Source organism: Streptomyces erythrochromogenes (assembly GCF_036170895.1).
Taxonomy (GTDB): Bacteria; Actinomycetota; Actinomycetes; order Streptomycetales; family Streptomycetaceae; genus Streptomyces; species Streptomyces erythrochromogenes.
Genome location: NZ_CP108036.1, coordinates 7,051,875 through 7,076,756 on the forward strand (window position 1 = coordinate 7,051,875; position 24,882 = coordinate 7,076,756).

The window sequence follows — 24,882 nt, forward strand, 5'->3', positions numbered from 1 at the left end:
GATCCTCCTTGTTGGTCACTGACCAAGAAGTAGACTTGGTCAGTGACCAAAAAGCAAGACGGTGTGGTGCGGGCGGCGCTGGAACTCCTTGACGAGCGCGGGGCGGAGGGCGTCTCGGTCCGCGGGGTCGCCGACCGCCTCGGAGTACGGATGAACACCGTGCTCTGGCACGCCAAGTCCAAGGCCCGCCTGCTGGAGCTGATGGCCGACGCGATCGTCTCCGAGGTCTCCCCGGAGGGGCTGCCCGAGGACTGGCGCGAGCGCGTCCACGAGCTGGCCCGGCGCTACCGGCGGGCGCTGCTGTCCCACCGCGACGGCGCGGTGATCGTGGCCGGCACGCACGTCGCGGAACCGGGCACGCTCAGGTTCGCGGACCGGATGGTCGAGGCGCTGCTGGCCGGCGGGTTCGGCGACCGGGAGGCCGCCTGGACCTGCTGGTCGATCGTCTACTTCGTGCTGGGGCTGGCCCAGGAGGAGCAGACCGCGGACCGGGCCCACGGCGAGGCCCTGGCCGAGGCCCTGGCGCCCGGCGGATACCCCGCCCTGAGCCGCGTGGGCGACCACCTGGGCGACGCCTCCTTCGACGAGCGGTTCGAACACGGCATCGGGCTCATGACCCGCCGGTGACCGGCCGGACCGGATTCCGCCCGCGATTTCCGCCGGAGTTCCCGTCGCGATTCCCGTCCCGGTGTCCGTCGCGGCGATGAGTTCGCGGGCTCCGGCTGGTCTATCCATTGACGGAAGAAGACCGACGCACCGGGAGCACGTCATGGGACTCATCCACATCGAGCTGTTCGCGACCCTCGACCTCGTCGGGCAGGCGCCCGGCGGCCCCGACGAGGACCCGGTGGGGTTCCCGTTCGGCGGCTGGCAGGCGCCCCTGCTGGACGGGGTCGCCGGGGAGCAGATCGGCGCCGCGTACGAGGGCACGGACGCCCTCCTGCTCGGCCGGCGGACCTACGACATCTTCGCCGCCTACTGGCCCCACCAGGAGGGCGGCGAGGACGACGGCATCGCCACGCTCTTCAACCGCGTCCCGAAGTACGTGGCCTCGCGCGGCCGGCCCGACCTCTCGTGGGCCGGGTCCACGCAGCTCGGCCCCGACCTCGCCGGCGCCGTGCGCGAGATCCGCGACCGGCACGAGCACGTGAAGGTCGTCGGCAGTCTGAACCTCGTGCAGAGCCTGCTGCGCGAGAAGCTCTTCGACCGTCTCGACCTCTGGGTGCACCCGATCGTGCTCGGGGTCGGCAAGAAGGTGTTCGACGGGGGAGAGGTGCCCACCAGCCTCACGCTCCTCGAACCCCCGGCCGCCGGCCCGAAGGGCGCCGTGTACCTGCGCTACGGGCTCGCCGACGGGATCCCCGCGACGGGGGACATGAGCGCACCCGACCGCGGTAGCGGGAACGGCCGCTGACGCGCTTTTTTGTCCGCAGGGCAGAAGCCTTGCCCGGGCGGGCGGCGTGCGCGGTAGCCTCCGCGAAGGAGCCGCTCTGGCGGAAGAACTCTTCCGAAAGCGCGTGTTCGCGGCGCGCTGCACGTGGAAATCGACGGAAGGACATACGTGAAGGACTCGAAGGACAGGCTGGAAGCACTGCGGGCCGAGATCGAGCGCCGCAACCCCGCACAGCCCGAGTTCCACCAGGCGGTACGGGAGGTCCTCGACACGCTGGCCCCCGTCTTCACGGCCCGGCCCGAGTACGCCGACCCGGCCGTGGCCCTGGTGGAGCGGCTCACCGAGCCCGAGCGGCAGATCGTCTTCCGTGTCCCGTGGCAGGACGACCGGGGCCGGGTCCACGTCAACCGCGGCTACCGCGTCGAGTTCAACAGCGCGCTCGGCCCGTACAAGGGCGGCTTGCGCTTCCACCCTTCGGTGGACATCGGCGTGGTGAAGTTCCTCGGCTTCGAGCAGGTCTTCAAGAACGCCCTGACCGGCCTCGGGATCGGCGGCGGCAAGGGCGGCAGCGACTTCGACCCGCACGGCAGGTCGGACGCGGAGGTCATGCGGTTCTGCCAGTCCTTCATGACCGAGCTGCACCGGCACATCGGGGAGCACACCGACGTGCCCGCCGGGGACATCGGCGTCGGCGGCCGCGAGATCGGCTACCTCTTCGGCCAGTACCGGCGCATCACCAACCGCTGGGAGGCCGGCGTCCTGACCGGCAAGGGCCAGGGCTGGGGCGGCTCCGCGATCCGGCCGCAGGCGACCGGCTACGGCAGCGTGCTGTTCGCCGCCGAGATGCTGGGGGTCCGGGGCGAGTCGCTGGACGGGCTGGCCGCGGTGGTATCCGGCTCCGGCAACGTCGCGCTGTACACGATCGAGAAGCTCCAGCAGCTCGGCGCGAACCCGCTGACCTGCTCGGACTCCCGGGGCTACGTCGTCGACGAAAAGGGCATCGACCTGGCGCTGCTCAAGCAGGTCAAGGAGGTCGAGCGGGGGCGTGTGAGCGAGTACGCGGCGCGCCGCGGATCCTCGGCGCGGTTCGTGCCAGGCGGACGGGTCTGGGAGGTGCCGGCGGACATCGCCTTCCCCTCCGCCACGCAGAACGAACTGGACGCGCAGGACGCCCGTACGCTCGTCGCCGGCGGGGTCAAGGCGGTCTCCGAGGGCGCCAACATGCCGACCACGCCCGAGGCCGTACGGATCCTGCAGGAGGCCGGGGTCGCGTTCGGGCCGGGCAAGGCCGCCAACGCGGGCGGCGTCGCGGTCAGCGCGCTGGAGATGAGCCAGAACGCCGGCCGGGTGGCCTGGAGCGCGCAGCGGGTGGAGGACGAGCTGGCCGCCATCATGCGTTCGATCCACGCCGTCGCCCACGAGACCGCCGAGCGGTACGGCGCCCCGGGCGACTACGTCACCGGTGCCAACATCGCCGGTTTCGAGCGGGTCGCGGACGCGATGCTGGCCCAGGGCGTCATCTGATCGGACGGCACCGCCGCGCCGGTGCCGTGGGGGAGCGGTCCGGGACTCGCGTCCCGGACCGCCCGCCTGCCGGCGGCACTCGCTCAGGAGATGCCGTAGCGCGCCTCGATGCCCGCGACGAGCAGGCGCAGGCTCTCCTCGAAGCCCGTGGAGAAGTCCTGGAAGAGCTCCGCCCCCGCGGCCGCCGCCAGGGGGAACTCCGCCATGCGCGCGGCGCGTTCGTCCGGGTCGTAGCGGCTGCCGGTCGCCGCCGAGATGCTCGGCCTGTCCACCCGCATCCACCGCCGCGAGGCCCGGCGCGGCGCCGCCACCCGGCAGCTCGGCCTCGGCTACCGGGACCGCGTCCTCGCGGTGGAGACCCGTGCGGACCTGGCCGAGGGGGCCCTGCGGGCGGGCGACCGCGCGCCGGACGGATCCGTGGCGGCGTCCGGCTGTTCGAGGAGTTCCGCGAGGCGCACTGGACGCTGCTGGCCGTCGGCGACGCCGCGGCCCCCGGCCGCGACCTGCCGGATCTGTCCGGACTTCCCGGGCTCGCGGCGGTCCGCACCGTACGGATCCCCTCGTACGAGGCCTACGGGGACGGGGTGTTCCTGGTCCGCCCCGACGGCTACGTCGGGTGGGCCGGAGCCTCCGCGGAGGGGCTCGCCCCCTGCGCGGCGGACATCGCGGGATAGCCCCCCGGCCCGGCCGCCAAAAGAACGTGCTTATTACACGCGGGAGTTCGTGAGAACGCGTGTGCGAGGTGGAGGAGGTGTGGAGGGGCTATTGAGAAACCTTGTTGAACAAGTCCTTACCCCCGGTTCGCCCTTGATTTGCTCCTGTCAATCGGAACAGGGTTCTACAGAACGTTTGACGCCCCACACGTCAACACGAGGAGAACCCTCTTCATGGCAACTCACAAGCGATCCAAAGCCCTTCGCAACACGGCGATAGCCGCGGGAGCCGCAACAGCGGTTGCCGCGGGCCTGTTTGCGAGCCCCCTCGCGGGGGCGGCCACACCGGCCGAAGGGACTGTGCACGGCCTCGGCGCCCCGGGCGCCGTGGACGGCAGTTTCGTCGTCATCCTCGACGCATCCGCGAACAAGGAGGACCTGGCGAAGAAGTACGGCGGCAAGCTGGAGCGCGCCTACGGCTCCAAGGTCAACGGCTTCTCGGCCTCCGGCCTGACGGAGAAGGAGGCCAAGCGGCTCGCCGCGGACCCGGCTGTCGGCACCGTCGTGCAGAACAAGCGCTTCACCATCAGCGAGACCCAGGAGAAGCCCCCGTCCTGGGGCCTGGACCGGATCGACCAGGCAGCCACGGCCGGCGACCAGAAGTACACGTACCCCGACGGCGGCGGTGAGGGGGTGACGGCCTACGTCATCGACACGGGCGTCCGCACCACGCACAAGGACTTCGGCGGCCGGGCCACCAGTGGCTTCGACGCGATCGACAACGACGAGACCGCCGACGACGGCAACGGCCACGGAACGCACGTGGCAGGAACCATCGCCGGCGCCGCGCACGGCGTCGCGAAGAAGGCCAAGATCGTCGCGGTGCGGGTGCTGGACGACAACGGCTCCGGCACCACCGAGCAGGTCGTGGCGGGCATCGACTGGGTGACGCAGAACCACTCCGGTCCGTCCGTCGCCAACATGAGCCTCGGCGGCGGCGCCGACGAGGCGCTGGACGCCGCGGTCAAGCGGGCCATCGACGCGGGCGTGAGCTTCGCGGTGGCGGCCGGCAACGAGTCCTCCGACGCCGGCCAGGGCTCCCCCTCCCGGGTGCCCGAAGCCCTCACGGTCGCCTCCAGCACCGAGGACGACCAGCAGTCGGACTTCTCGAACTTCGGCGCGGTGGTGGACCTGTACGCGCCGGGCTCGGAGATCACGTCGGCCTGGAACGACAGTGACACCGGGGTCAAGACGATCTCCGGTACCTCGATGGCCTCCCCGCACGTGGCGGGCGCCGCCGCCCTGTACCTGGCGGCTCACCCGTCCGCGACGCCGGCCGACACGGCTGCCGCGCTGACCGGGGCCGCGACGAAGGGAGCCATCAAGAACCCGTCGTCCGGCACCGCGAACAAGCTGCTGAAGGTCGCGCAGTAACGTTTCGGCAGAGTTGTCGGGAGCGGCCCTCCGCACTGCGGAGGGCCGCTCCTCGGCGTGCCGCCCGCCGACGGCCGGGCGCCCGGACGAGGTGCCCGGTAGCGTGGACGTCATGCCCTGCGGCGACCCCGACGACGCCGAGCGGCGCGAGGCAGCGGGACCCCGGGCCGCGAGCGACCCGTCGCGGCGCCGATGGCGCGGACCCATCGGCACCCGGCCGGCCGTCGGACTCACCCTGGCCGTCCTTGTCGCGGCGAATCTGGCCGTGCACTACCGCAGCGGCCCCCTCGGCCTGCTCACTGCCGTCGCGGCGAGCGTCCTGCTGATCGGCGTGCTCCACTGGGCCGGCGGCACGAGGGCGGACGCGGGCCTGGCCCCGGGCACGTTCGCCCGCGGTGCCCGGTGGGCGCTGGCCCTGATCGGCCTGGTCGGCCTCGTCTATCTGGCCGGAGCCCTCCTCCCGGAGACCAGGCCCCTCTTCGAGGACCGGCGCCACGACGGGATGGGCGCGGGCGAGCTGGCCGTGCGCGTCCTCGTCCTGGTCCCCGTCGGAACCGTCCTGCTGGAGGAGGTCGCTTTCCGCGGGGTGCTCTACGGCCTGGTGTGCCGCGCCCATGGGGCCTTGCGGGCGACGGCCGTGTCGAGCCTGCTGTTCGGCCTGTGGCACGTACTTCCCTCACTGCACCTGGCGACCGCGAAACCCGCCCTGACCGAGGTGTTCGGCGACTCTGCGGCCGGCGCCGCCCTCGCGGTCGTGGCGGCCGTGCTGTTCACGGCCGCGGCGGGCGTCCTGTTCTGCGAACTGCGGCGCCGCAGCGGCAGTCTGCTGGCACCCATGGGCCTGCACTGGGCGGTCAACGCGTTCGGCTACGTGGCCGGGTTGCTGTTGTCCTGACCGTCCGGCGGCCGGGCTCAGTCCTGCGGCGGCCCGACGATGCCCCGCAGCCGGTCCAGGTCCTGAGCCGTGAACCCCTCCGGCCGCATGACGGCGTTCCAGCCGTCGACGTAGGCGGCCTTGTACGTGTGACCGTGCCCGTCCGGCACCCCCGTCGAGAACGGCAGGTCCGCCGTGACCTGCCAGAAGGTCACGAAAGGCATCCAGACCATCTCCTCCAGCACGTCACCGCCGGGCGCCTCGCCGATCCAGTTGGGTTCGGACAGGGCCAGGGCGGGACTCCACCAGACGATCGGGTCGGAGGGGTGCATCAGGTACAGCACTCGGGTGCCGTCCCACGCGCGGTCCGCCGGGGTTATTCCGGTGGCCGGGTCTTCGGTGAAGCGGACCGTACGCCCCTCCTTGTAGACGGGCTCGATCTCGGGACTGCCCGCGTCGCGGTGATCGCTGAACTCCCGGAACAGGGTGTTGAAGTTGGGCGGACCGGCGAACAGGGTGCCGGCGGTGCGGTTGCGCAGGTCGTACTCCCCGCTGAAGGCCGTCTCACCGCCGAAGGATCCCAGGCTCTCGCCCGCCACGAACAGCCGCGGCCGCTCGTCCTGGGGCAGCTTGGACCAGACGTCGTAGGCGGCGTCGAAGAGCTCGCGGCCGGCCTCGCGGGCCTTGGACTGGTCGACGAGGTACGAGAGCCAGGACGGCAGGTAGGAGTACTGCATCGCCACGGTGGCCGTGTCACCGTTGCCGAGGTACTCGAAAGAGTCCACGGCGGCGGGATCGACCCAGCCGCTTCCCGTGGTGGTCGTCACGAGCAGGTTCTCCCGCTCGAAGCCGCCCGCCCGCCTCAGGTCCGCGACGGCCCGCTCCGCCCGGGTCTCCGTGTCCTCGGCGGTCGACAGCCCGGCGTAGGCCCGGACCGGCTCCTGTGCCGCGCGGTGCGTGAAGCCGCCGATCTGCTGGGCCGTCGGCCCGCTGCCGGTGAAGGCCCGGCCCTGCCGGCCCAGCGAGTCCCACGGCACGAGGGAGCCGGGTCCGCCCGAGCGCAGTGCGGACGTCGGTTGGTGCACCCCTTCCGGAGTCTGCGTGTCGCGCACCGAGAACGCCTCGTTGGCCGCGTTCACGAATCCGCCCAGCAGCAGCCCGCTCACCACGGACCACGCCACGCCCACCACCAGGACCCAGCCGACCACCCGCGCCGCCCGCGGCCCGATCCAGCGCCCGAGCAGCCGGGCGGCCCCGTGGTACAGGCGCCGCAGTCCGCGCCCGGCCATCAGCAACAGGTAGAAGACGACAGCGGCGACGAACGGGCAGGCGACGGTGGCGAGCGCGCTGTAGTCGGTGACCCCCATGAGCCCGCGGATCCGGTGCTGCCAGTACTGTCCGAGCCCGAACGCGAGGCCGAACAGTACGACCGCGCAGACCAGCAGGACGAGCCACGACCGGCGCGAGGGGGTCCGAGCGTCCCGGTCGGCGAAGGCCCGCCACACGAAGGCGGCGACCACGCCGAGCCCGTACCCGATGGCCGCGCTGATGCCGCAGATCAGCCCCTGGAGGACGCCGCCCCGGGGGAGCAACGACGGGGTGAAGGACAGGCAGGCGAGGACGAGCGCGCCCCAGCAGCCGGGCAGCATGACATGGAACCGCAGACGCCGCTTCTTCCCGGAGCCGCGTCCCCGCCTGGTCCGCCCGGCCGCCCCGGTCTGGTCGGTCGCGCCCGCGGTCCCGCCCCCGGCCCCGGTCGGCGGCGGTCCGTCCGACGGGGACGACGACGCCGCTACCGGCGGGTCTTGGGTCATCGCTGTCCTCCGGGGACATCGTCCCGCGGCTCGCGCGGACCTGCCATCCGGACGCCGAGCGGGGCCGGCGGGTCAGTGGTCGCCGTCCGTCCACTCGGCCCCGGTGAGCCGGCGGAACGCGGCGACGGCGGCCCCCACCGTGGGGAAGAAGTGACGGGCGTCGATGGTCCGGGTGAGTTCGAACCGCTCGATCTTCCGCCGCACCGGATCCTTCAGTTCGGCGAACACCAGGTGCACGCCGTCCGCGTTGAGCGCCTCGTCCAGGTCCTCCAGGATGTCGGCGGCGGTGGTGTCCACGTCGGTCATGGGCTCCGCCGCGATCACGATCCAGGTGGGCCGCGGGTCCGTGCCCGCCAGGCGCCTGATCTCGTCGCGGAAGGTCCTGGCGTTGGCGAAGAACAGCGGCGCGTCGAACCGGTAGATCAGCAGGCCCGGCAGCTGCCGCGCCTGCGGGTAGGAGCGGACGTCGTGGTAGCCCTCCAGGTCCGGCACCCGCCCCAGCACGGTGCGGTACGGCCACCACGCGCGCCGGAAGACGTTGAGGACGGACAGGGACACGGCGACGGCGATCCCGGGCAGCACGCCGAGCAGGGCCACGCCGGCGAAGGCCGCGCCGCACAGCAGGAACTCCGTACGGCTCTGCCGCCACAGCCGCACGGACCCGGAAAGGTCGGCGAGGGACAGCGACGCCGTGATGACCACGGCGGCGAGGGCCGGCTGGGGGAGGTCGCGGAACAGGCCCGGAACCAGCACCAGCATGAGGACGATGAGGACCGCCCCGACGACCCCGGTGAGCTGGGTCCTGGCCCCCGCCCGTTCCGCCACCGCCGTACGCGATCCGCTCGTGCTGACGGGGAAGCCCTGGAAGAGGCCGGCCGCCAGGTTGGCCACGCCGACGCCCGCCATCTCCTGGTTGCCGCGGACCTCCTGCCCCGTACGGGCCGCGAACGCCGACGCGTTGGAGATCGTGTCGGTCAGCGACACCAGGGCGATGCCCAGCGCACCGCCCAGCAGCAGCGGCAGGTCGGCGGGCCGAACGTCCGGGACCGTGAACGGAGGGAAGCCCTCGGGCAGTTCCCCGACCAGTGCGACGCCGCGCTCGCCCAGGTCGAAGACGACGGCCGCGCCGATCGCCAGGACCACCATCACGAGCACCGCAGGAACCTTCGGCAGGAAGCGCTGCAACACCAGGACGACGACGATCCCGCCGATGCCGACCGCGGCGGCCGCTGGCACGGCGGCCCCGCCGGCGAGGCTCCGCACGAAGCCGGCGCACTCGCCGATCAGGCTGTCCGCGTCGACCGAGAAGCCGAGCAGCTTGGGCAGCTGTCCGATCAGGATGGTCAGCGCCAGACCGTTCATGTAGCCGATCATCGTCGGCTTGGAGATCAGATCGGAGATGAAGCCGAGCTTGGCCACCGACGCCAGGATCATGACGGCCGCCACCATCAGCGCGAGCACCGACGCCAGCGCCACGGCCCGGTCGGGATCCCCGCCGGCGGCCACCAGGGGCAGAACGGTGGCCGCGATCATCGGGCCCAGCGCGGAGTCCGGGCCCAGCACCAGGATCCGGGACGGCCCGCACACCGCGTAGCCGAGCAGGCAGAGGACCGTCGTGTACAGGCCGGTGATGGCCGGCAGGCCCGCCAGCTCGGCGTACGCCATGCCCTGCGGCACCAGCAGCGTGGTCAGGACGACCCCCGCCACCAGGTCCTTGACCAGCCACTCCCGCCGGTAGGTCGAGACCGCGCGGATCCCGGGTACGGCCCGCACCCGAGAGGCGAGCTTGCGGTTCGGGTGCCGGTTCGGCGCGGACCGCCCGACCATCAGGTGCCTCGGGACCGGCGGGCCACGAGCTTGCCCAGCTCCCACAGGAGCAGGAGGGCGACGGCGGCGAGCAGCGCCCAGCCGAACTGCCGGGCGTCGATCTCCGTCGTCCCCAGGAGGCGCTGGAAGCCGTCCATCTGGGTCACCAGCACCGCCAGCACGAACTGGGCCAGCGCCACCCAGTTCATCTGCTTGCTGTCGAAGGTGGACGCGGTCAGCACCGACTCCGTCTCGCTGCGGCACTCGAACGCCGCCACGATCAGACAGAGCGCGAACGCGGTGAACGCGATGGACCGACCGGTCTCGACGCTGTCGAAGTGGGCCTTGCCGAGCGTGATCAGCCCCAACAGGACCACGGTGATCGCCAGCCCGCCGAGTGCGACCGTGACCAGCACGGGCCGGGTGAGCACCGACTCCCCGCGCGGCCGCGGCGTGCGGCGCATCAGCCCGGGGCTCTCCCGGTCGAAGCCCAGGGCGAAGCCGAAGGATGCGTTGACCACGAAGTGGATCCACAGCACCTGCGGCGGGGTGAAGGGCTCGCCGGCGGCGATGTTGAACACCGTGGCCCCGAGGAAGGTCAGTACGAAGGTGACCAGCAGGAGCAGGACGAACCGGATGTACTTGGTGAGGTTGTCGTAGATCCTCCGGCCCTGCTCCACGGCGTAGACGATGGTGGCGAAGTTGTCGTCGGAGAGGATCATGCGGCCGGCGTTCTTCGCCACGTCCGTGCCGCTGCCCATGGCGATGCCGATGTCCGCGGCCTTGATCGCGGGTGCGTCGTTGACGCCGTCCCCGGTCATCGCCACGACGTCGCCCCTCTTCTTCAGCGTGTCGGCGAGCAGCACCTTGTGCTCGGGCGCGACCCGCCCCACCACGCCGATGCCGTCGATCCGGGCGATCTGCTCCTCCTCGCTCAGGGCGGCGAAGTCGGCGCCGAGGACCGCCTCGCCCGGGATGCCGAGCTGCCGGGCGATCGCCGCACCGGTCGTGACGTCGTCACCGGTGACCATGCGGACCCGGATGTGCCCCGCCCGGGCGTCGGCCACGGCCGCCTTCGCCTCCTCACGGGGCGGGTCGACCATGCCGACGAGGCTGGTCATCCGCAGCTCCGTGACGTACGCCAGCAGGTCGCCCTCCGGATCGAACCCGGCCGGGTCCAGGTCCCGGGTGGCCGCGGCCATCACCCGGCGCCCCTCGCCGCCCATCCGCTCGGTCTGCTCCTCGGCCCGCGCCGCCAGCGCGGCGTCCCACGGCACGGTCTCGCCCGCCGCGAGCGCCGTGGCGGCCCGCGCCACCACCGCCGGGACCGCGCCCTTGACGAAGCACCGCACGACCTGCCGTCCGGAGGCGTCCCGGGCCGCGTTGAAGGTGGCCATCAGCTTGTACCCGGGGTCGAACGGCAGGGTGGCCAGCCGAGGCAGGCTCTCCCTGGTGGCGTCGACGTCCAGTCCGGCCTTGTGCGCGAGCACCAGCAGCGCACCCTCGGTGGGATCGCCCACCACCGCGCCGTCCACCAGCTTCGCGTCGCTGGCCACCACGTACGGCAGGATCGCGTCCTCGATGCCGGCGGAAGAGCCCGCCGCATGGTGGATCCTCCCCTCCAGCCCGTACCCCGTGCCCGAGACCGTGTACCGGTCGGTGGGGCTCAGCACCTCGACGGCGGTCATCTGGTTCATCGTCAGGGTGCCGGTCTTGTCGGAATTGATCGCCGACGTGAACGCCAGGGTCTCGACCGACGGCAATTCCTTGACGATGGCGTTCCGCTTCGCCAGGTTGAGGCTGCCGACGGACAGGATCGCCTGCGTCACGGTCGGCAGGGCCTCCGGGATCGCGGCGATGGCCAGCGAGACCGCGCTGACGAACAGCACGTCCCACTCCTGGTCCCGCTGGCGCCCCAGGGCGAACATCACGATCATGGTCAGACCCGCGGCGGCCGTGATCCACAGCGTCAGGGTGTCGAGCTCCTTGGTGAGCGGCGGCACCTCCTTCTCGGTGGCCGACAGCATCCCGGAGATCTTGCCGAGCTCGGTGCCGGGGCCGGTCGCGGTGACGACGAGCACGCCGCTGCCGTGGGTGACCGGCGTGTTCATGAACGCCATGTTCGTCCGGTCGCCGGGCGCCGGCAGGGAGCCCGCCAGCGTGCCGGAGTCCTTCGCGGCGGGCACGCTCTCGCCGGTGAGCGCCGACTCGTCGATCTGCAGGGCACTGGCCTCGATGATGCGCCCGTCCGCCCCCACCTGGTCCCCGGCGGCGATGAGCACGACGTCCCCGACGACGAGCTGCTCCGCGGGTATCTCGGCCTCCGTCCCGTCCCGGCGGACCCGCGCCGTCGCCTTCAACATCGACTGCAGCGCGTTCATGGCGCTCTCGGCCTTGCCCTCCTGGCGCAGGCCCACCACGGCGTTCAGCAGGGTCAGCACGATCAGCAGGATCGCGGTGGTCCACTCCCGGATGAGCAGTGAGACGACCGCCGCGGCCAGCAGCACGATCTGCATGTAGCTGCGGTACTGCGCGAGGAACCGGCGCCAGGCCGGGGTCGGCTTCTCCTCGGGCAGCGCGTTCGGTCCGTGCGCGGTCAGGAGCTCCGCGGCCCGCGCCGCGGACAGGCCGACGGCCGGGTCGACGCCGAACGCGGCCACGACCTCCTCCGGCGTGCGCGTGTACCAGGCGTCCCCCGGAGCCCGGGGCCGCCCTCCCGCAGATTCCGCCCGCACCGTCATCGTCCTGCCTCCGATCCTGGCCGCGGATGCTCCCGGGCGCCGGCCTCAGCCGCGCTTCTTCCTCCCGGGCCGCCGGGAGTCGGCGTACGGATCGGCCGCCGTCCCGGCGGGGGCCTCCCCTTCCAGCTCCCGCCGGGTGACGAGCAGTGCCTTGCGCGCCTCTTCCCCCACGTCGGGGTACTGGGGATCGATGTCCATCAGGGTGTGCGCGAGGACCGCCGCCGAACAGATCCGGGCGAACCACTTCCGGTCGGCCGGCACCACGTACCACGGCGCCCACTTCGTGCTCGTGGCCGACAGCATCGCGGAGAACGCGTCCTGGTAGTCGTCCCACCGGGCCCGCTCCCGGACGTCGGCCGCGGAGAACTTCCAGTTCTTCTCCGGCCGGTCGATCCGCTTCAGGAATCGGGCGCGCTGCTCCTCCTCGGACAGGTTGAGGAAGATCTTCACGACCTTGAACCCGTTGTCCGTGAGGTAGTGCTCCCAGCGGTTGATCTCCCGGTAGCGCCGGTCCCACACGTCCGGCCCGCACGCGTCGTGCGGCAGCTTCTGCCGGACGAGGTTGTCGGGGTGGACCCGTACGACGAGCACCTCCTCGTAGTGCGAGCGGTTGAAGATGGCGATCTCGCCGCGCGCCGGCAGCCGGCGGGAGTACCGCCACAGGTAGTCGTGGTCGAGCTCCTCGGCGGAGGGCACCTTGAAGCTGCTGACGCGCACGCCCTGGGGATTGACGCCGCTCATCACGTGGCGGATCGTCCCGTCCTTGCCCCCGGCGTCGATGGCCTGGAGGCAGAGCAGCACGCCGTACGTGTCCTGGGCGGCCAGCCGCTCCTGGTACTCGGCGAGCAACGACACACCGCTGCGCAGGAGTTCGCCTCCGTCCCGCTTCTTCAGGCCGGCCTTGTAGCGGGGATCGAAGTCCCGGCCGAGGATTACTTCGGACCCCGGCTCCACCCGCAACGGCTCGATGAAGTCCGCGATGCGTTCGGCTCTCTCGTCCGGCATCATCCATCAGTCCTTCGCTGGACCCGTGGCGCTGCTGCGGCACGCGGCGTCGGGCTCCCGCCCGGACGGTCACCGCGCCGGGCGCCTCGTGCTCATTGTCTGCTCGCACGGCCAAGATCGCCCGTCCCGCCGGGCCCGGGCCGTCCGGCTCCTTCGCCGTCCGGCCCGTCGTCCTCGCCGCCGTCGGCCCGGAGGGCGGTGCGGACGCCGGCGAGGACCACGGCGATCACGCAGAGGGCGATGACGCTCTCGGCCCACAGGAAGGCGAACCAGTCCAGCACGCAGCCGATCGGAGGTGAGCCGGGTGCCGTGTTGCGGAACGCCGAGAGGGCGAACAGGGTGGCGGCCATCCAGCCGAGGGCGGGCCAGACCAGGCCCTCGCCGCGGGTCGTCAGGTACCAGGTCCCGATGAGCACGGACGCCGCCAGTGCCCACATCACGACCATCATCAGGACGGCGAAGACGAGCAGGCTGCCCGAGCGGACCAACTCCACCCCCAGGGCGGCCTCCTGAGGGGAGGGCCAGGGGATCGCCGAGACCGAGAACAGCGTGTCGATGTTGGAGAACACAACCGGACCGGGACCTCCTTGCCGTCCATCTGCGCCCAGAACCCGATGTCGGTCTCGTAGGCGTCGAACGGGTAGTCACCGATCGACCCACCCGCCATGACCACCTTCACGTCCTTGGCCGCGAGCCGGTCGTGCGCCCTGAACGACAGGTCGCCGAGGGTCGCCTCGGTGGTCTGGAGGCTGAGGTCCCCGACCGGAGCGGTCCCGTCCTCCTCGCCGAGGCTTCCGCGCGGAGTGACCCGGACCCGCAGCACCAGCTCCCTGGCCGCGGTGTCGACGCGCTGGACGGTCGCCCGCACGTCCACCCGGTCGGCCGCTGCCGATCCCGCGCTCGACCGGGCCGGCGATCCGCCGTACCCGGGCGGGTGTGTCGGCTCCGCGGCCGGGGCCGCCGGCCGGCTCCGCATGCGCCCGTACGGTCCGACCGGTAGCGTCGAGGAGGAGCGTTCCGCCAAACCGCTGCGGCCCAGGTCGGCAGAGGAACGAAGTCCATGCCAAAGCACAGCATCCGCGCGGTGACCGCCGTGGCCGCTCTGGCCTGCCTGACCGCAGTCGGCCTGGCAGGCCCTGCACCCGGAGCCCCGGCACCCGGCGCCACGACCTCACCCGCCTCACCCACCTCGCCGGCCTCCCGGTTCGTGCCCGGCGCCTGCCCGAAACCGCCCGAGCCCATCGAGGCACTGAGCGGCGCCCGCTGCGGCGTCCTCGAAGTCCCCGAGAACCGCTCGCGCCCCGGCGGGGCGACCATCGAGCTGGCCGTCGCCGTCACTCCGGCGCTCACCCCCGCGAAGCCCGCCAAGGAACCCGTGGTGTTCATGGCGGGCGGCCCCGGTGCCGACGCCTTCGACGACATCCCGTTCCTCGTCGAATCCGGCCTGGACAAGGACCGCGAACTGATCGTCATGGGCCAGCGCGGCAACCTCTACGACCGGCCGAACCTCGCCTGCCCGGGGGACGACCGGTTCAACGGGCAGGCCGTGGGCCTCGGATACGACGCGCAGCAGGCGCAAGCGCTCCTACTGAAGGCCGCCGAGGAGGCCCGCGGCCTGCCCCGCTCGACCACCGTGCAAGTCCCCGGAACCGGCCACGGGGTGGTCCCGCAGTCGCCCTGCGCGCAACGCGTACTGGCTTCCTTCCCCGACCGCCCGACCGCGCCGCCGGACACGGGCTGCGTGGACGACCCCGAACCCCAACAGTTCACGATCATCCCCAAATGACCGGGAGGGCAGATGACCTTCGCCCGTGCGCCCCGCCGTCGCCAGCCCGCAGGAAGACTCCTCGCCCCGTCATCGGCCGGCCTGGCGGCCGCGCTCCTCGTCGCCGGCCTGCTCACGGCACCCGCCGGGGCGCAGGTCCGCACCGCCACCGACCCCACCCCGGGAGCGCCGACCGGCACCGTCGCCCGGACCGTGGGGGACGCCACCTACGAACCGGGCCCCTGCCCGAAGACACCGGAACCGATCAAGGCGCTCGAAGGAGCCCGCTGCGGCACGCTCACCGTGCCCGAGAACCGTGAGAAGTCCGGAGGCCGCACGATCGAACTCGGCGTCGCCATCGTGCCCGCGGCGACCGACACGCCCAAGGCCGACCCGATCGTCTGGCTCGCGGGCGGACCCGGCGACGACGCGGTGGGGGAGGCGCAGATGGCGATCGACGGCGGCCTGAACCGCGACCGCGACGTCGTCTTCATGTCCCAGCGCGGTACGTACTCGGCCGACCCGGACCTCCTGTGCCCCAACATCGACGAGTTCAACGCCCGTTCGGTCGGCCTCGTCTACGACGCCCCGTCCACCGAGCGCCTGCACGTCGAGGCCACCAAGGCCTGCCGCGACAAGCTCGCGGCGGCCGGCATCGACCTCGGTGCCTACAACGACATCCAGAGCGCCGCCGACTACGAGGACCTGCGCAAGACGCTGGGCATCGACAAGTGGAACCTGTACGGCATCTCCTACGGAACCCACCTGGCGCTGGCCTACATGCGCCTGCACCCCGAGGGGCTGCGCTCCGTGGGCATCGACGGGATCCTCCCGCCGTCCAGGGCCGGCTCTGCGGCGACCTGGAGCAGCGCCCGGCAGGGCTTCGACGGCCTCTTCAAGGCCTGCGCGGAGCAGCCCGCCTGCAACAAGCGCTACCCGAACCTGTCGGCCACCTTCGACAAGCTCGTCCGCCAACTGGAAGCCGAACCGGTCACGACCACCGTCACCCTCCCCGGCAGCGACAAGCCGGTGAAGGTCGTACTCGACGGGGGAGCCCTGGTGAACTGGATGACATCCGCCACCCACGTGGCACCCCAGGTACCCGCCGCCCTCGACGAACTGGCACGCGGCAAGCCGCAGCGCATCGCCCAGCAGTGGGCGGGCGGCAAGCTCAGCCCCCAGGCCATGGGCCGGATCGCCCACGGCCTCGTCTACGGCGTCTTCTGCAGCGAGTGGACCCCGTACGAGAGCGAGCAGGCGGCGCTCCGGGGCGGACAGGCGACGTTCCCGGCCTTCCCCCGCTCGGTGCAGGCCCAGGCCCCGCAGCTCACCTTCCTCCACCCGGACTGCGATGTCTGGAACGTCCCCGCGGCGCCGCCCTCCATCCGCGACGCCACGCGCGGCGACATCCCCACCCTCGCCCTGTCGGGCGGCTTCGACTCCCAGACCGGCGCGGACAACGGCCCGTACGTCGCCCGCACGCTGCCCGAGGCCACGGTCGTCACGGTCCCCTACGAGCCGCACGTGGTCTTCGCGACGTCGAAGTGCGCCCAGGAGATCGCCGTCTCCTTCTTCGACAACCCGTCCGCACCGGACACCGCATGCCTGAAGACCCTCAAGGCGCCCGAGTTCGAAATGGCCCCCTGACCCGCGGCGCCCGCTCCCGCTCAGCCGTTGCCGTTGCCGTTGCCGTTCCGGACCGGTGCGACCGGGCGCCAGGGCGCGAAGGCGCTCGCCCCGCGCGGCAGGATGCCGGCCAGCTCGGGGCAGTGCCGCAGGATGACGCTCGTCATGCCGCCCCGCTCGATCCAGTCCATGCCCAGCGGCGTGTAGACCTCCGGCCGGAAGTCCACCGTGAGGAAGCGGTCGCTCTGCAGGCGCCTGCTGGCCATCAGGATGAACACGCGGAAGGCGGTGTCGCTGAAGCCGAAGCCCGCGGGCGGATTCTCGGCGAACAGCCCCACCATCGTGTCGACGTCGTCCACCGAGCGGTAGACGTCCCGCAGCCGTGCGACCGTCTCCGGGTCGGAGGAGAGGTCCTCGAACCGCCGGATCCGCGGCTTGTGCAGGCCGGCCCGGAAGTCGTTGTAGCGCGGGACGCCGCGGCGCCGGGTGCGCACCAGGTCGACCACGGAGAGGTCGATCACCTCCCCGTCCCGCTCGAACGCCTGCAGGGCGCGCGGGAAGTTGTGCAGGGTGATCGCCCCCGGGTGGGCGATGCCCAGCGAGTACAGGGTGTTCACCAGACCCGTCTTGCGGATGAGCGGCTCCGTCGCGGCGCCCTGGAGGGCCGCGAAGTCCAGGGTGTCGAGCCGACGGCCGAACCGGTGGTCGACGAGCTCGTAGTCGTCGGGCATCAGCGGGTGCATCCGGTAGACGGTGACGAACTCCTCCGTGAGGGAGTACGGGGCACCGTGGTGGTCGGGCAGGGTCTTCGGGATGCCCTGGCGCCCGTTCGCCTCCAGCAGCCAGACGCCCAACTGGTCGAGCCACTTCTTCGGCGGTCCCTCCCAGTTGGTCCGCATGCCGATGTCGAGCGTCTTGGTGGCGAGGATCGCGGGGGTCCACTCGACCGTGTGGATCTTCGCGATCAGGGCGGAGACGACCAGGCGGGCCGTGTGGTAGACCCGTTCCTCGTCCATGCGCGGATACTCGTGCCGCAGGGCTTCGCACACCGCGTTGTGCTCACGGGCGAAGAGGGTGTGCATGGCGCTGAGGCCGAGCCACCAGTTGTCGGTGAACCCGGTGAGCGGGGAGCCGTTCGGGCCGTTGGGGAGGTGGCCGTCCTCCAGCCGCAGGCCGGCGCCGCCGTCGGGCTCGCGCAACGCGGTCGCCGCGGACCGGTCGCCGCCGTAGACCTCCGAGCCGTCCCACCAGTGCGACACGTCGCTGGCGAAGACGATCGGCGGCCGCCCGCCGGGCGTGGGCACCGCCTCGTCCTCGCCGAAGCGCATCACCGCCTCGCGCGGGCCGCCCGGGGTGTTCTGCCAGGTCTCGCCGGGTGGCAGCGGCACCTCGACGCTGCGGGTGGAGACCGGGAGCCTCCTGTGCTTGACCCAGTCGTGCACCTGGAACTGGATCCACGCGGCGGCGATGACGTTCAGCGAGGTCGCGGGGATGAACGCCTCACGCCGCAGCAGTTCCCTGCTGACGGTGACCGGATTGGGCGAGTCGAACCGGTCCGGGCGGTAGACGGGCGCCATGGTGCGGCCGAACGTCGCCCCGACGGCTCCCATCCGCGGCGCCGACAGATCGTTGAACGAGCCGTCGTAACTACGCCTGACCAGCAGCTCCTCGTCGGGCGGTGCCTTCACCGGACCGGCCTCGGGCGGAGCCTCGTGGGCCTCGGTGTCGATGAGGTTGTGGCGCCGCAGCGTCTGCCGGAAAGCCATGAGGTTGAGCAGGCCGAGCGGGGTGGGCAGCCGGTGCCACGGCACGAAGCGGTTGACCGTGCGGAAGCCGGCCCGCAGCGGTGCCCCGAGCAGGGTGTTGCGGCGCGGCTCGACCGTCACGAAGCGGCGGCCCAGGCGGTGGGCGCTGCTCGCCTCGTAGGCGGCCTTGCGGGCCCGGTTGAGGTTGCCCAGGGGGCGGAAGCCCGCCGAGGTGTGCCACGGGTTGAACGCCAGCAGATCGACCCGTGCCGCACCGGCACGGGCCTGCGCGGTGTGGACGTCCTGGCGCGGGACGGTCAGCGTGGCCACCGGTACGACGGGGGCGACACCCTCCTGCCACTCGGCCGCACCGTCCTCGACCGGCGTGCTCCGTGCGTCCACGTAGCGCTGCACGCACAGCTCGAAGACGACGTCCCCCTGGCGCAGCCGCTGGGAGAGCTCGCGCCGCAGGTAGTCGGGATCGGTGCCCGACGCGGCCGGGGCCGGCGCGGCGGACGCGGCGGGCCGCAGCTGGTAGCGCACCGGCCCGCGGTCGCCCCACAGGATCGCGCCGCGGCTCCAGTACGTCTCCAGGGCCAGGCTGCGCACCGTACGCCTGGTTCCCGCGACGATGTTGCGCCGCATCCGGGTGGCCGTGGGCCAGCCGACCGCCAGGGGCAGCTTGAGGAACAGGGCGATCCCCTTGCGCAGCCGCGAGTCGGCACCCGCCATGGCCTTGGCGAAGGCGACGAACTCACGCGCGTCGCGGGCGTGGGAGACCGGGAAGCTCGTCATCAGCAGATCGATGGCTTCACCCGGGCCCACCTCGACGCGCAGCGCCGCCCCGCGCAGATCGGGCGCGAAGTCGGGCTGACGGACCCCGCTCGCGTTGGAGAGCCGGACCGTGACCGGGTACTCGGCTCCGGGCGCGGCGAATCCCGCCCGCAGTTCCGCCGGGAGGTCCTCGCGGAACCTCAGCCGGGCGTTCTCCACGCCGAGGACCGCCTTGGCGTGGAAGGTCCGGTCGACGGCGGCGGCGCCACTGCGCTTCTTCACCTTGTGCTGCACCCGCAGCAGCTCACGCGTCAACCGTTCGAAGACCAGCCGTTCGGCCTCCGGACTGCCGCCGGCGTAGCGCTCGTACTGTTCGACCTCGTCCATGCGAGCCTCTTCCCGGAGGGGATTTCCCTGTACTCCCCACGACGCTGCCCCAGCCCTCGGCCGCTGTCGTGCGGAGCGGGGCAGACAGGCGAAAACCCAGGTGAACGGCGGGGTGCGGGGCATCACGGTGCAACCGCGCCCGCCCACCTGTCCGGCGCAGCGCCCCGGAATCTTCTGCGTCCGGACATCGCCCCAGGAAGCCGCTTCGGTGCGTGCCGTCCGCTCCGTCCGGCGCGGTCGCGGCCGCACCCGTTGTTGTTGCGGCATCGAGAGCGCGTCCGCCTTCTGGAAGGCGTCGGAAGACCCACATCGACAGAACGGTGAGTGGCATGCTCCCCTCCAACGAATCCCCGGAAGAGCAGGAACAGCAGAAGGCGGCGGCGCAGCGGTACCGCGCGGCGTCCTCGGAGCGCAAGGAGATCGAGGCCAAGCTGGCAGCCGGGGTGCGGTACCCGGACACCCCGGAGCGGATCGCCTCCCGGGCCAACCGGCTGCTCGAACGGGGCGGGATTCCGCCGACGGCGGCGGTGGAGAGCGTCCACGCGGAGGCGCTGGACGTTCCCGAGACCCTGGAGCGGGTCATCGGACTCACCAAGGACCTCCAGCCGTGGAGCTTCCTGCCCCGGGGTGCTCGCGCGGCCGCCACCGTCGCCCGGATCTCGATCCTGCGGGGCGGTCTCGAACGGCCGCACGGAACCGGCTTCCTGGTCTCCCCCCGGCTGCTGCTCACCAACCACCACGTGCTGCCGGACCCGGAGACGGCACGGCGCTGCTTCCTGGAGTTCAACGCCCAGGTCACCATCGACAACGCACCCGACGCCGCGATCCGGTTCACCCTCGACCCGGACACCTTCTTCACGGCGGACAGGCATCTCGACTACGCGCTGGTGGCGGTCGCTCCCGCAGCCGACGGCGGTCTCGCCGGCGAGAAGTTCGGATGGAACCGGCTCAGCATCCAGCAGGGCAAACTCGTCCAGAACGAACCGGTCAACGTCATCGGCCACCCGATGGGCCGGCTCAAGGAGATCGCGCTCCGCGACAACGCCCTCGTGCAGCGGCTCGACGACTTCCTCCACTACCGGACCGACACCGAGCCCGGCAATTCCGGGTCCCCGGTCTTCAACGACCAGTGGGAGGTCGTGGCGCTGCACCACATGGGCGTCCCGAACACGGACGCCCAGGGCCGCATCCTGCGCAAGGACGGCCAGCTGTGGCGCAGTGGCATCGACAGCGACGACACCGTCGACTACGTCTCGAACGAGGGCGCCCGTACCAGCTCGATCCTCAAGCACCTCGCCGCGTTGCCGCTGGACCCCGGGCGGCGGGCGCTGCTGGCGGAGATGGGTCCCGAGTCGGGGCTCCGGCAGGACGCCGTCGCAGGTCCGGTGGAGACCCCGGTCGCGCCGCTGGCGCCGCTCGCGCCCGTAGCGCCGGCCGTGGCCCCGGCCCGGACCCCGACCCCGACGCCGACCCCGCAGGAGGCGGCCGCGACCCCCGCGCCCGCCGGGACCCGCGTCGGCCTGAAGGCCCCGATGAAGGCGTTCGGCGGCGCACGCCACCTGGTGTTCCTGCACGGCCGGAGCCAGCAGGGCAAGGACCCCGAGGTGCTCCGCCGCGGCTGGACCGGGGGACTCAACCACGGACTCACCCGCGCCGGGCTCCGCACCGTGGACCCGGGGGACGTCTGGTTCCCCTACTACGGTGACCGGATCGTCGAGGTCATCGGGCAACACGAGGCGCTTCCCGCCTCCTACGCCGACGCCCCCGCCGTGGCGGCGCTGGAGGCCTTCGCCGCCCGGTCCGAGCAGGGCACGTACGAGCAGCTCGTCATGGAGGCGGCGGTCCGGGCCGGCATGCCGCCGAACGGGCAGGAGGCCGCGGAGAACATCGGCAGCACGATCGTCGGTTCCCTCCAGGGAGCCCTGGGCTGGCTGGCGGCCAAGACGGACGTGGACGCGTTGGCCATCGCGACCATCTTCCGTGACGTGGATGCCTACCTCAACGACCAGGCGGTCCGCGACGCCGTCCTGGACCGTGTGTCCGAGGAGATCCCGCACGAAGGCGAGCTGGTCCTGGTGACCCACAGCCTCGGCACGGTGGTCGGCATGGACCTCGTCGCCAAGCGGCTCCGCCCGGGCATGAAGGTCACCCTCCTCGTCACCGCGGGCAGCCCCCTGGGGATGAACGCGGTCACCAGCCGTCTCATCCCGCCGGGCACCGAGCGCCCCGGAGTCGTCCGCGAGTGGGTCAACGCCTGGTGCCCGACCGACGCGGTGGCCATCGGCTGCCCGCTGGAGCCCGTCTGGGGCAAGCTGACGGAAGAGCACGCCGTGGTGAACGCGAGCGACCGCGCCCACAGCATCGAGGAGTACCTCGCCCACCCCGAAGTCGCCACGGCGATCGACAAGTTCCTCGCCAGACCCACCACCTGACCCACCCGGCCCGGGCGGGCACGACGCATGCACCACTTGCCCGCCCGCGGCGGGTGCCGGTACCGCTCCGGCACGTCGAGGCGGTCGACCCACGGGTGCGCCCCGGGACGCCGCCCGGGCCGGCCGCTCCCCGTTCTGCCGCGGGGCGCCCGGCACGACCTGGATGCGCCACGGCCTTCCGGCCGCGCCGAGGGGGCGCAAATGAGTCGACAGCACCCCCGGCACCCGGCAGAGTGGCCGCCCGTGACGAGCAGTGAACTGTGGACCCGCGCGACCGCCGACCGCTACGACGCCGAGGAGGCCGAAACGTCCTCGGCTGCCGTTCTCGGGCCGACGATCGCCTTCCTCGCCGAGCTCGCCGGAGACGGCCGGGCACTCGAATTCGCCATCGGAACCGGCCGCGTGGGCGTCCCGCTCCGGCAACGCGGCGTGCCGGTGGTGGGCATCGAACTGTCCGAGCACATGGCAGCGGTGCTGCGGCGCAAGATCGACGAGGACACGCTCCCGGTAACCCTCGGGGACATGGCCACCACCGTCGTCCCGGGCGGGTTCACCCTGGTCTATCTCGTCTACAACACCATCACGAACCTGCTCACGCAGGACGAGCAGGTCGAGTGCTTCCGCAACGCCGCACGTCACCTGCAGCCCGGCGGCCGATTCGTCATCGAGCTGGGAGTGCCGCCGCTGCGGTTCCTGCCGCCCGGCCAGGTCGCGGTGCCGTTCGACGTCTCCGAGCAGCACGTCGGCTTCGACACCTTCGACCTGGTCGAACAGATCCTCGTCTCGCACCACTTCACCCTCGACGGCGACGACGGCCACTACCGCCGCGACAGCTCCCGGCACCGGTACGCCTGGCCGGCGGAGCTCGACCTGATGGCACGGATCGCCGGGCTCGAACTGGAACGCCGTGTCGCGGACTGGGACGGGTCGCCGTTCACCCAGGACTCCGCGCAGCACATCTCCGTGTGGCGCAAGCCGACCTGAGGCCGACCGTCACCTCGCCCGGTCATCCGCCCAGTGCACGCGCCCGAGATGGATCAGGCGCAGCTGGGCGAGGGCCGTGCCGGTGGCGGCCGAGCAGTCGTCGCCCCGCAGGGATGCGGTCAGGAACGCCGAGGCCGTCATGAACATGTGATCCACCAGCAGTCGCGACAGCATCGTCACGTCGTCAGCCTCCCAGCCCGCGCTCAGGCGGTCGGCGCCCAGTGCGACGCCTATCTCGTCGGCGAAGACGTCGAGTTGCGCGGCGATGGCCTCGCGCACCGCCCGTACCCCGCCGTGGCGCTCGCGGACCAGGAAACGGACGTGCCCGGGCCGGTCGCGCACCAGCTCGCCGATGAGCCGCACCGCGGCGTCGCCGCGGCGGTCGGCGTCGCCGGTCGAGGTGAGGATCTCCCGCACCGTCCCGTGCAGGCTGGCCAGTGCCTCCTCGACCAGCGCGGTTCCCAGCTCGTCCATGCCCCGGAAGTGCCGGTAGAAGGCGGTGGGGGCGACTCCGGCGGCCCGGGTCACTTCCCGGAGGCCGAGGCTGCCGAGGCTGCGCTCCGCCAACTCCGACAGGGCCGCATCGAGGAGCGCGCGTCGGGTGCGGCGGCGCTGGGTCTCGCGAAGGCCGGTCTCTGCACTCATGACGCGAAGTCAACCGCGTCACAGTCGTCCGTCGCCAGCATGATGCAAACTGGACTGGGTAGTCAGTGAACAACTGTTACCTGAATGGAGGACGTCTCATGCTCTTCCTCGTAGGTGCAATGCTGGTGCTCGGCGTCGTCCTCGGCGTCGTGGCCCATGTACCCGCGCCCGTCAGCATGGTCGCCGGTCTCGCCATCGCTCTCTGGCTCGCCCTCTTCGCCGCCCGCGAGCGCCTCTTCGGCCACCGCCGGTCCGGAGGACGGCTCGACCACGACCCCCGAGGTGCCCGATGAGCCCGCAGGTGGATGCCCGTACCGCAGCCCGAGGGCCGGCCCGCACCCGTGACGCCGACGCGATGGCCGTCACCGGCTTCGTCCTCGGCCTGGTGGGGCTGCTCGTGATGAACCTGATCCTCGGCCCGACCGCCGTCGTCCTCGGCGTCCTCGCACTGCTGCGGCACACGACCAGGCCCGGCCGGGCCCGCCTGGCCATCGGCCTGGGCCTGGCCGACGTGGTGCTCCTCGTCTGCCTCGTCACCGCCGACGGGACCTGGTCGTGGAGCCTGACCTGAACTTCCCGGCCCGGGGGCGGTCCCGGTGCGGGCCGGTAGCGACGGCCGGCCCCGGGTGACCGACGGGCCGGCCCGGGCGGGAGACGTCCTGGCCGGGTACTGGGTCGTCGACGTCAAGAGCGAGGAGCGGGCCCTGGAGATCGCCGCACGGGCGTCGGCCTGCCCCGGACCCGGCGGGAAGCCCGGCAGCGACCCGGTCGAAGTGCACCCGATCGCTGCGGACCCGACGACAGCCTGAGCCGCAGGCCGGGCCCGGCCGGGCCGGTCCGGACCTGGCCCGGCTCGTTCCGGCCGGTTCAGGTGCCGTTCCCTAGGCGGACCTGCGGCGCAGAGCCCGGCGGACCGCGTACAGGGCGACGAGCAGCCCGATGACGACGACCAGAACGATCAGGAGATTCTTGAACAGGCCGCCCTTCTTCTTGCCCTTCTTCTTGCCCTTCTTGTTCCCGGTGGTGGCCCGGACCTGGGACGACGCCGGCGCCTGGTGGAGACCGGCTGCCACGCCGGCGCCGGCGAGCGGACCGCCCTGCGGCAGCGCCGCGGCGGCATGAGCCTGCCGGGCGCCCGGAGCGGCAGCCGAGGCGGTGGCCGCGGGACCCAGGAGCAGTCCGGCGAGCACGAAGAGCGGAACGATCGCCGCCGCGACCGTCGGGCGCTTCTTCGGACGGCTGTTCGTTGTCACTGTCTCCCCCAGTTCTCCCCTGCCCTG

General features: G+C 72.2%; 20 protein-coding genes and 2 pseudogenes. 13 read left to right on the forward strand and 9 right to left on the reverse strand.

What is annotated here, in order from left to right; translation table 11 throughout:
* The first annotated feature begins 42 nt into the window (after positions 1–42).
* The 3 genes from OHA91_RS32290 (at position 43) to gdhA (ending at position 2,917) form a co-directional block, all read left to right on the forward strand.
* Entirely contained in the window at positions 43–627 is a 585-nt protein-coding gene (locus OHA91_RS32290; RefSeq protein WP_031156509.1) for a TetR/AcrR family transcriptional regulator, read from the forward strand.
* 142 nt (positions 628–769) lie between these two features.
* Positions 770–1,414, forward strand: a complete 645-nt coding sequence (locus OHA91_RS32295; RefSeq protein ID WP_328740516.1) for a dihydrofolate reductase family protein — start codon at positions 770–772, stop codon at positions 1,412–1,414.
* A 147-nt stretch (positions 1,415–1,561) separates the two neighbouring features.
* A complete protein-coding gene (gene gdhA, locus OHA91_RS32300) occupies positions 1,562–2,917 on the forward strand; it encodes an NADP-specific glutamate dehydrogenase (RefSeq protein ID WP_031156514.1) in 1,356 nt (451 codons plus the stop codon).
* 83 nt (positions 2,918–3,000) lie between these two features.
* Here the strand turns inward: gdhA and OHA91_RS32305 are convergent, their stop codons facing one another.
* On the reverse strand, positions 3,001–3,195 hold the full coding sequence (locus OHA91_RS32305; RefSeq protein ID WP_328740517.1) for a TetR/AcrR family transcriptional regulator C-terminal domain-containing protein: 195 nt from the start codon (positions 3,193–3,195) through the stop codon (positions 3,001–3,003).
* Here OHA91_RS32305 and OHA91_RS32310 point away from each other — a divergent pair.
* From OHA91_RS32310 to OHA91_RS32320, 3 genes and pseudogenes are all read left to right on the forward strand, one after another.
* Positions 3,152–3,591 (forward strand): annotated as a pseudogene (locus OHA91_RS32310) (aromatic-ring hydroxylase C-terminal domain-containing protein); the annotation flags it as partial. The gene OHA91_RS32305 and the pseudogene OHA91_RS32310 sit on opposite strands and share 44 nt — an antisense overlap.
* Positions 3,592–3,804: 213 nt before the next feature.
* Positions 3,805–5,004 (forward strand): S8 family peptidase, encoded by a 1,200-nt coding sequence (locus OHA91_RS32315; RefSeq protein WP_328740518.1) that lies wholly within the window; start codon positions 3,805–3,807, stop codon positions 5,002–5,004.
* Between the two features lie 112 nt (positions 5,005–5,116).
* Complete coding sequence (locus tag OHA91_RS32320) at positions 5,117–5,899, forward strand: CPBP family intramembrane glutamic endopeptidase (RefSeq protein WP_328741191.1); 783 nt, start codon at positions 5,117–5,119, stop codon at positions 5,897–5,899.
* Positions 5,900–5,916: 17 nt separating this feature from the next.
* Here the strand turns inward: OHA91_RS32320 and OHA91_RS32325 are convergent, their stop codons facing one another.
* The 5 genes and pseudogenes from OHA91_RS32325 to OHA91_RS39915 form a co-directional block, all read right to left on the reverse strand.
* Positions 5,917–7,692 (reverse strand): alpha/beta hydrolase, encoded by a 1,776-nt coding sequence (locus tag OHA91_RS32325; RefSeq protein WP_328740519.1) that lies wholly within the window; start codon positions 7,690–7,692, stop codon positions 5,917–5,919.
* Positions 7,693–7,764: 72 nt separating this feature from the next.
* Entirely contained in the window at positions 7,765–9,519 is a 1,755-nt protein-coding gene (locus OHA91_RS32330) for a SulP family inorganic anion transporter (RefSeq protein WP_051893659.1), read from the reverse strand.
* Positions 9,519–12,239, reverse strand: coding sequence for a cation-translocating P-type ATPase (locus OHA91_RS32335; protein ID WP_328740520.1), 2,721 nt, complete (start codon positions 12,237–12,239; stop codon positions 9,519–9,521). The genes OHA91_RS32330 and OHA91_RS32335 overlap by 1 nt, the downstream gene beginning before the upstream one ends.
* Positions 12,240–12,284: 45 nt before the next feature.
* Positions 12,285–13,244, reverse strand: coding sequence for a polyphosphate kinase 2 family protein (locus tag OHA91_RS32340; RefSeq protein WP_031156533.1), 960 nt, complete (start codon positions 13,242–13,244; stop codon positions 12,285–12,287).
* 92 nt (positions 13,245–13,336) lie between these two features.
* Positions 13,337–14,220 (reverse strand): annotated as a pseudogene (locus OHA91_RS39915) (DUF4436 family protein).
* 84 nt (positions 14,221–14,304) lie between these two features.
* Here OHA91_RS39915 and OHA91_RS32355 point away from each other — a divergent pair.
* Positions 14,305–15,030, forward strand: a complete 726-nt coding sequence (locus OHA91_RS32355) for an alpha/beta hydrolase (RefSeq protein WP_245240254.1) — start codon at positions 14,305–14,307, stop codon at positions 15,028–15,030.
* A gap of 12 nt (positions 15,031–15,042) precedes the next feature.
* On the forward strand, positions 15,043–16,656 hold the full coding sequence (locus OHA91_RS32360) for an alpha/beta fold hydrolase (RefSeq protein WP_328740522.1): 1,614 nt from the start codon (positions 15,043–15,045) through the stop codon (positions 16,654–16,656).
* 20 nt (positions 16,657–16,676) lie between these two features.
* Here OHA91_RS32360 and OHA91_RS32365 read toward each other — a convergent pair whose 3' ends face one another.
* Positions 16,677–19,541: a peroxidase family protein gene (locus OHA91_RS32365; RefSeq protein ID WP_328740523.1), complete on the reverse strand. Its 2,865-nt coding sequence runs from the start codon at positions 19,539–19,541 to the stop codon at positions 16,677–16,679.
* Positions 19,542–19,870: 329 nt separating this feature from the next.
* Between OHA91_RS32365 and OHA91_RS32370 the strand changes: the two genes are divergently transcribed.
* The gene (locus OHA91_RS32370) at positions 19,871–21,973 is read left to right on the forward strand and encodes a trypsin-like serine peptidase (RefSeq protein ID WP_031156543.1); all 2,103 of its coding nucleotides are present in this window, start codon (positions 19,871–19,873) and stop codon (positions 21,971–21,973) included.
* Between the two features lie 243 nt (positions 21,974–22,216).
* Positions 22,217–22,957: a class I SAM-dependent DNA methyltransferase gene (locus OHA91_RS32375; protein ID WP_031156545.1), complete on the forward strand. Its 741-nt coding sequence runs from the start codon at positions 22,217–22,219 to the stop codon at positions 22,955–22,957.
* 9 nt (positions 22,958–22,966) lie between these two features.
* Here OHA91_RS32375 and OHA91_RS32380 read toward each other — a convergent pair whose 3' ends face one another.
* The gene (locus tag OHA91_RS32380) at positions 22,967–23,602 is read right to left on the reverse strand and encodes a TetR family transcriptional regulator (RefSeq protein WP_031156547.1); all 636 of its coding nucleotides are present in this window, start codon (positions 23,600–23,602) and stop codon (positions 22,967–22,969) included.
* A gap of 98 nt (positions 23,603–23,700) precedes the next feature.
* Here OHA91_RS32380 and OHA91_RS32385 point away from each other — a divergent pair, with 98 nt between their 5' ends.
* Genes OHA91_RS32385 through OHA91_RS32395 form a run of 3 tightly spaced genes read left to right on the forward strand, consistent with a single transcriptional unit; the run spans position 23,701 to position 24,411 of the window.
* A complete protein-coding gene (locus OHA91_RS32385; protein ID WP_031156548.1) occupies positions 23,701–23,895 on the forward strand; it encodes a hypothetical protein in 195 nt (64 codons plus the stop codon).
* Positions 23,892–24,173: a hypothetical protein gene (locus OHA91_RS32390; protein ID WP_031156550.1), complete on the forward strand. Its 282-nt coding sequence runs from the start codon at positions 23,892–23,894 to the stop codon at positions 24,171–24,173. The genes OHA91_RS32385 and OHA91_RS32390 overlap by 4 nt, the downstream gene beginning before the upstream one ends.
* 25 nt (positions 24,174–24,198) lie before the next feature.
* A complete protein-coding gene (locus tag OHA91_RS32395) occupies positions 24,199–24,411 on the forward strand; it encodes a YciI family protein (protein ID WP_051893669.1) in 213 nt (70 codons plus the stop codon).
* Between the two features lie 72 nt (positions 24,412–24,483).
* Here OHA91_RS32395 and OHA91_RS32400 read toward each other — a convergent pair whose 3' ends face one another.
* Positions 24,484–24,855, reverse strand: coding sequence for a hypothetical protein (locus tag OHA91_RS32400; RefSeq protein WP_031156554.1), 372 nt, complete (start codon positions 24,853–24,855; stop codon positions 24,484–24,486).
* Positions 24,856–24,882: the final 27 nt, after the last annotated feature.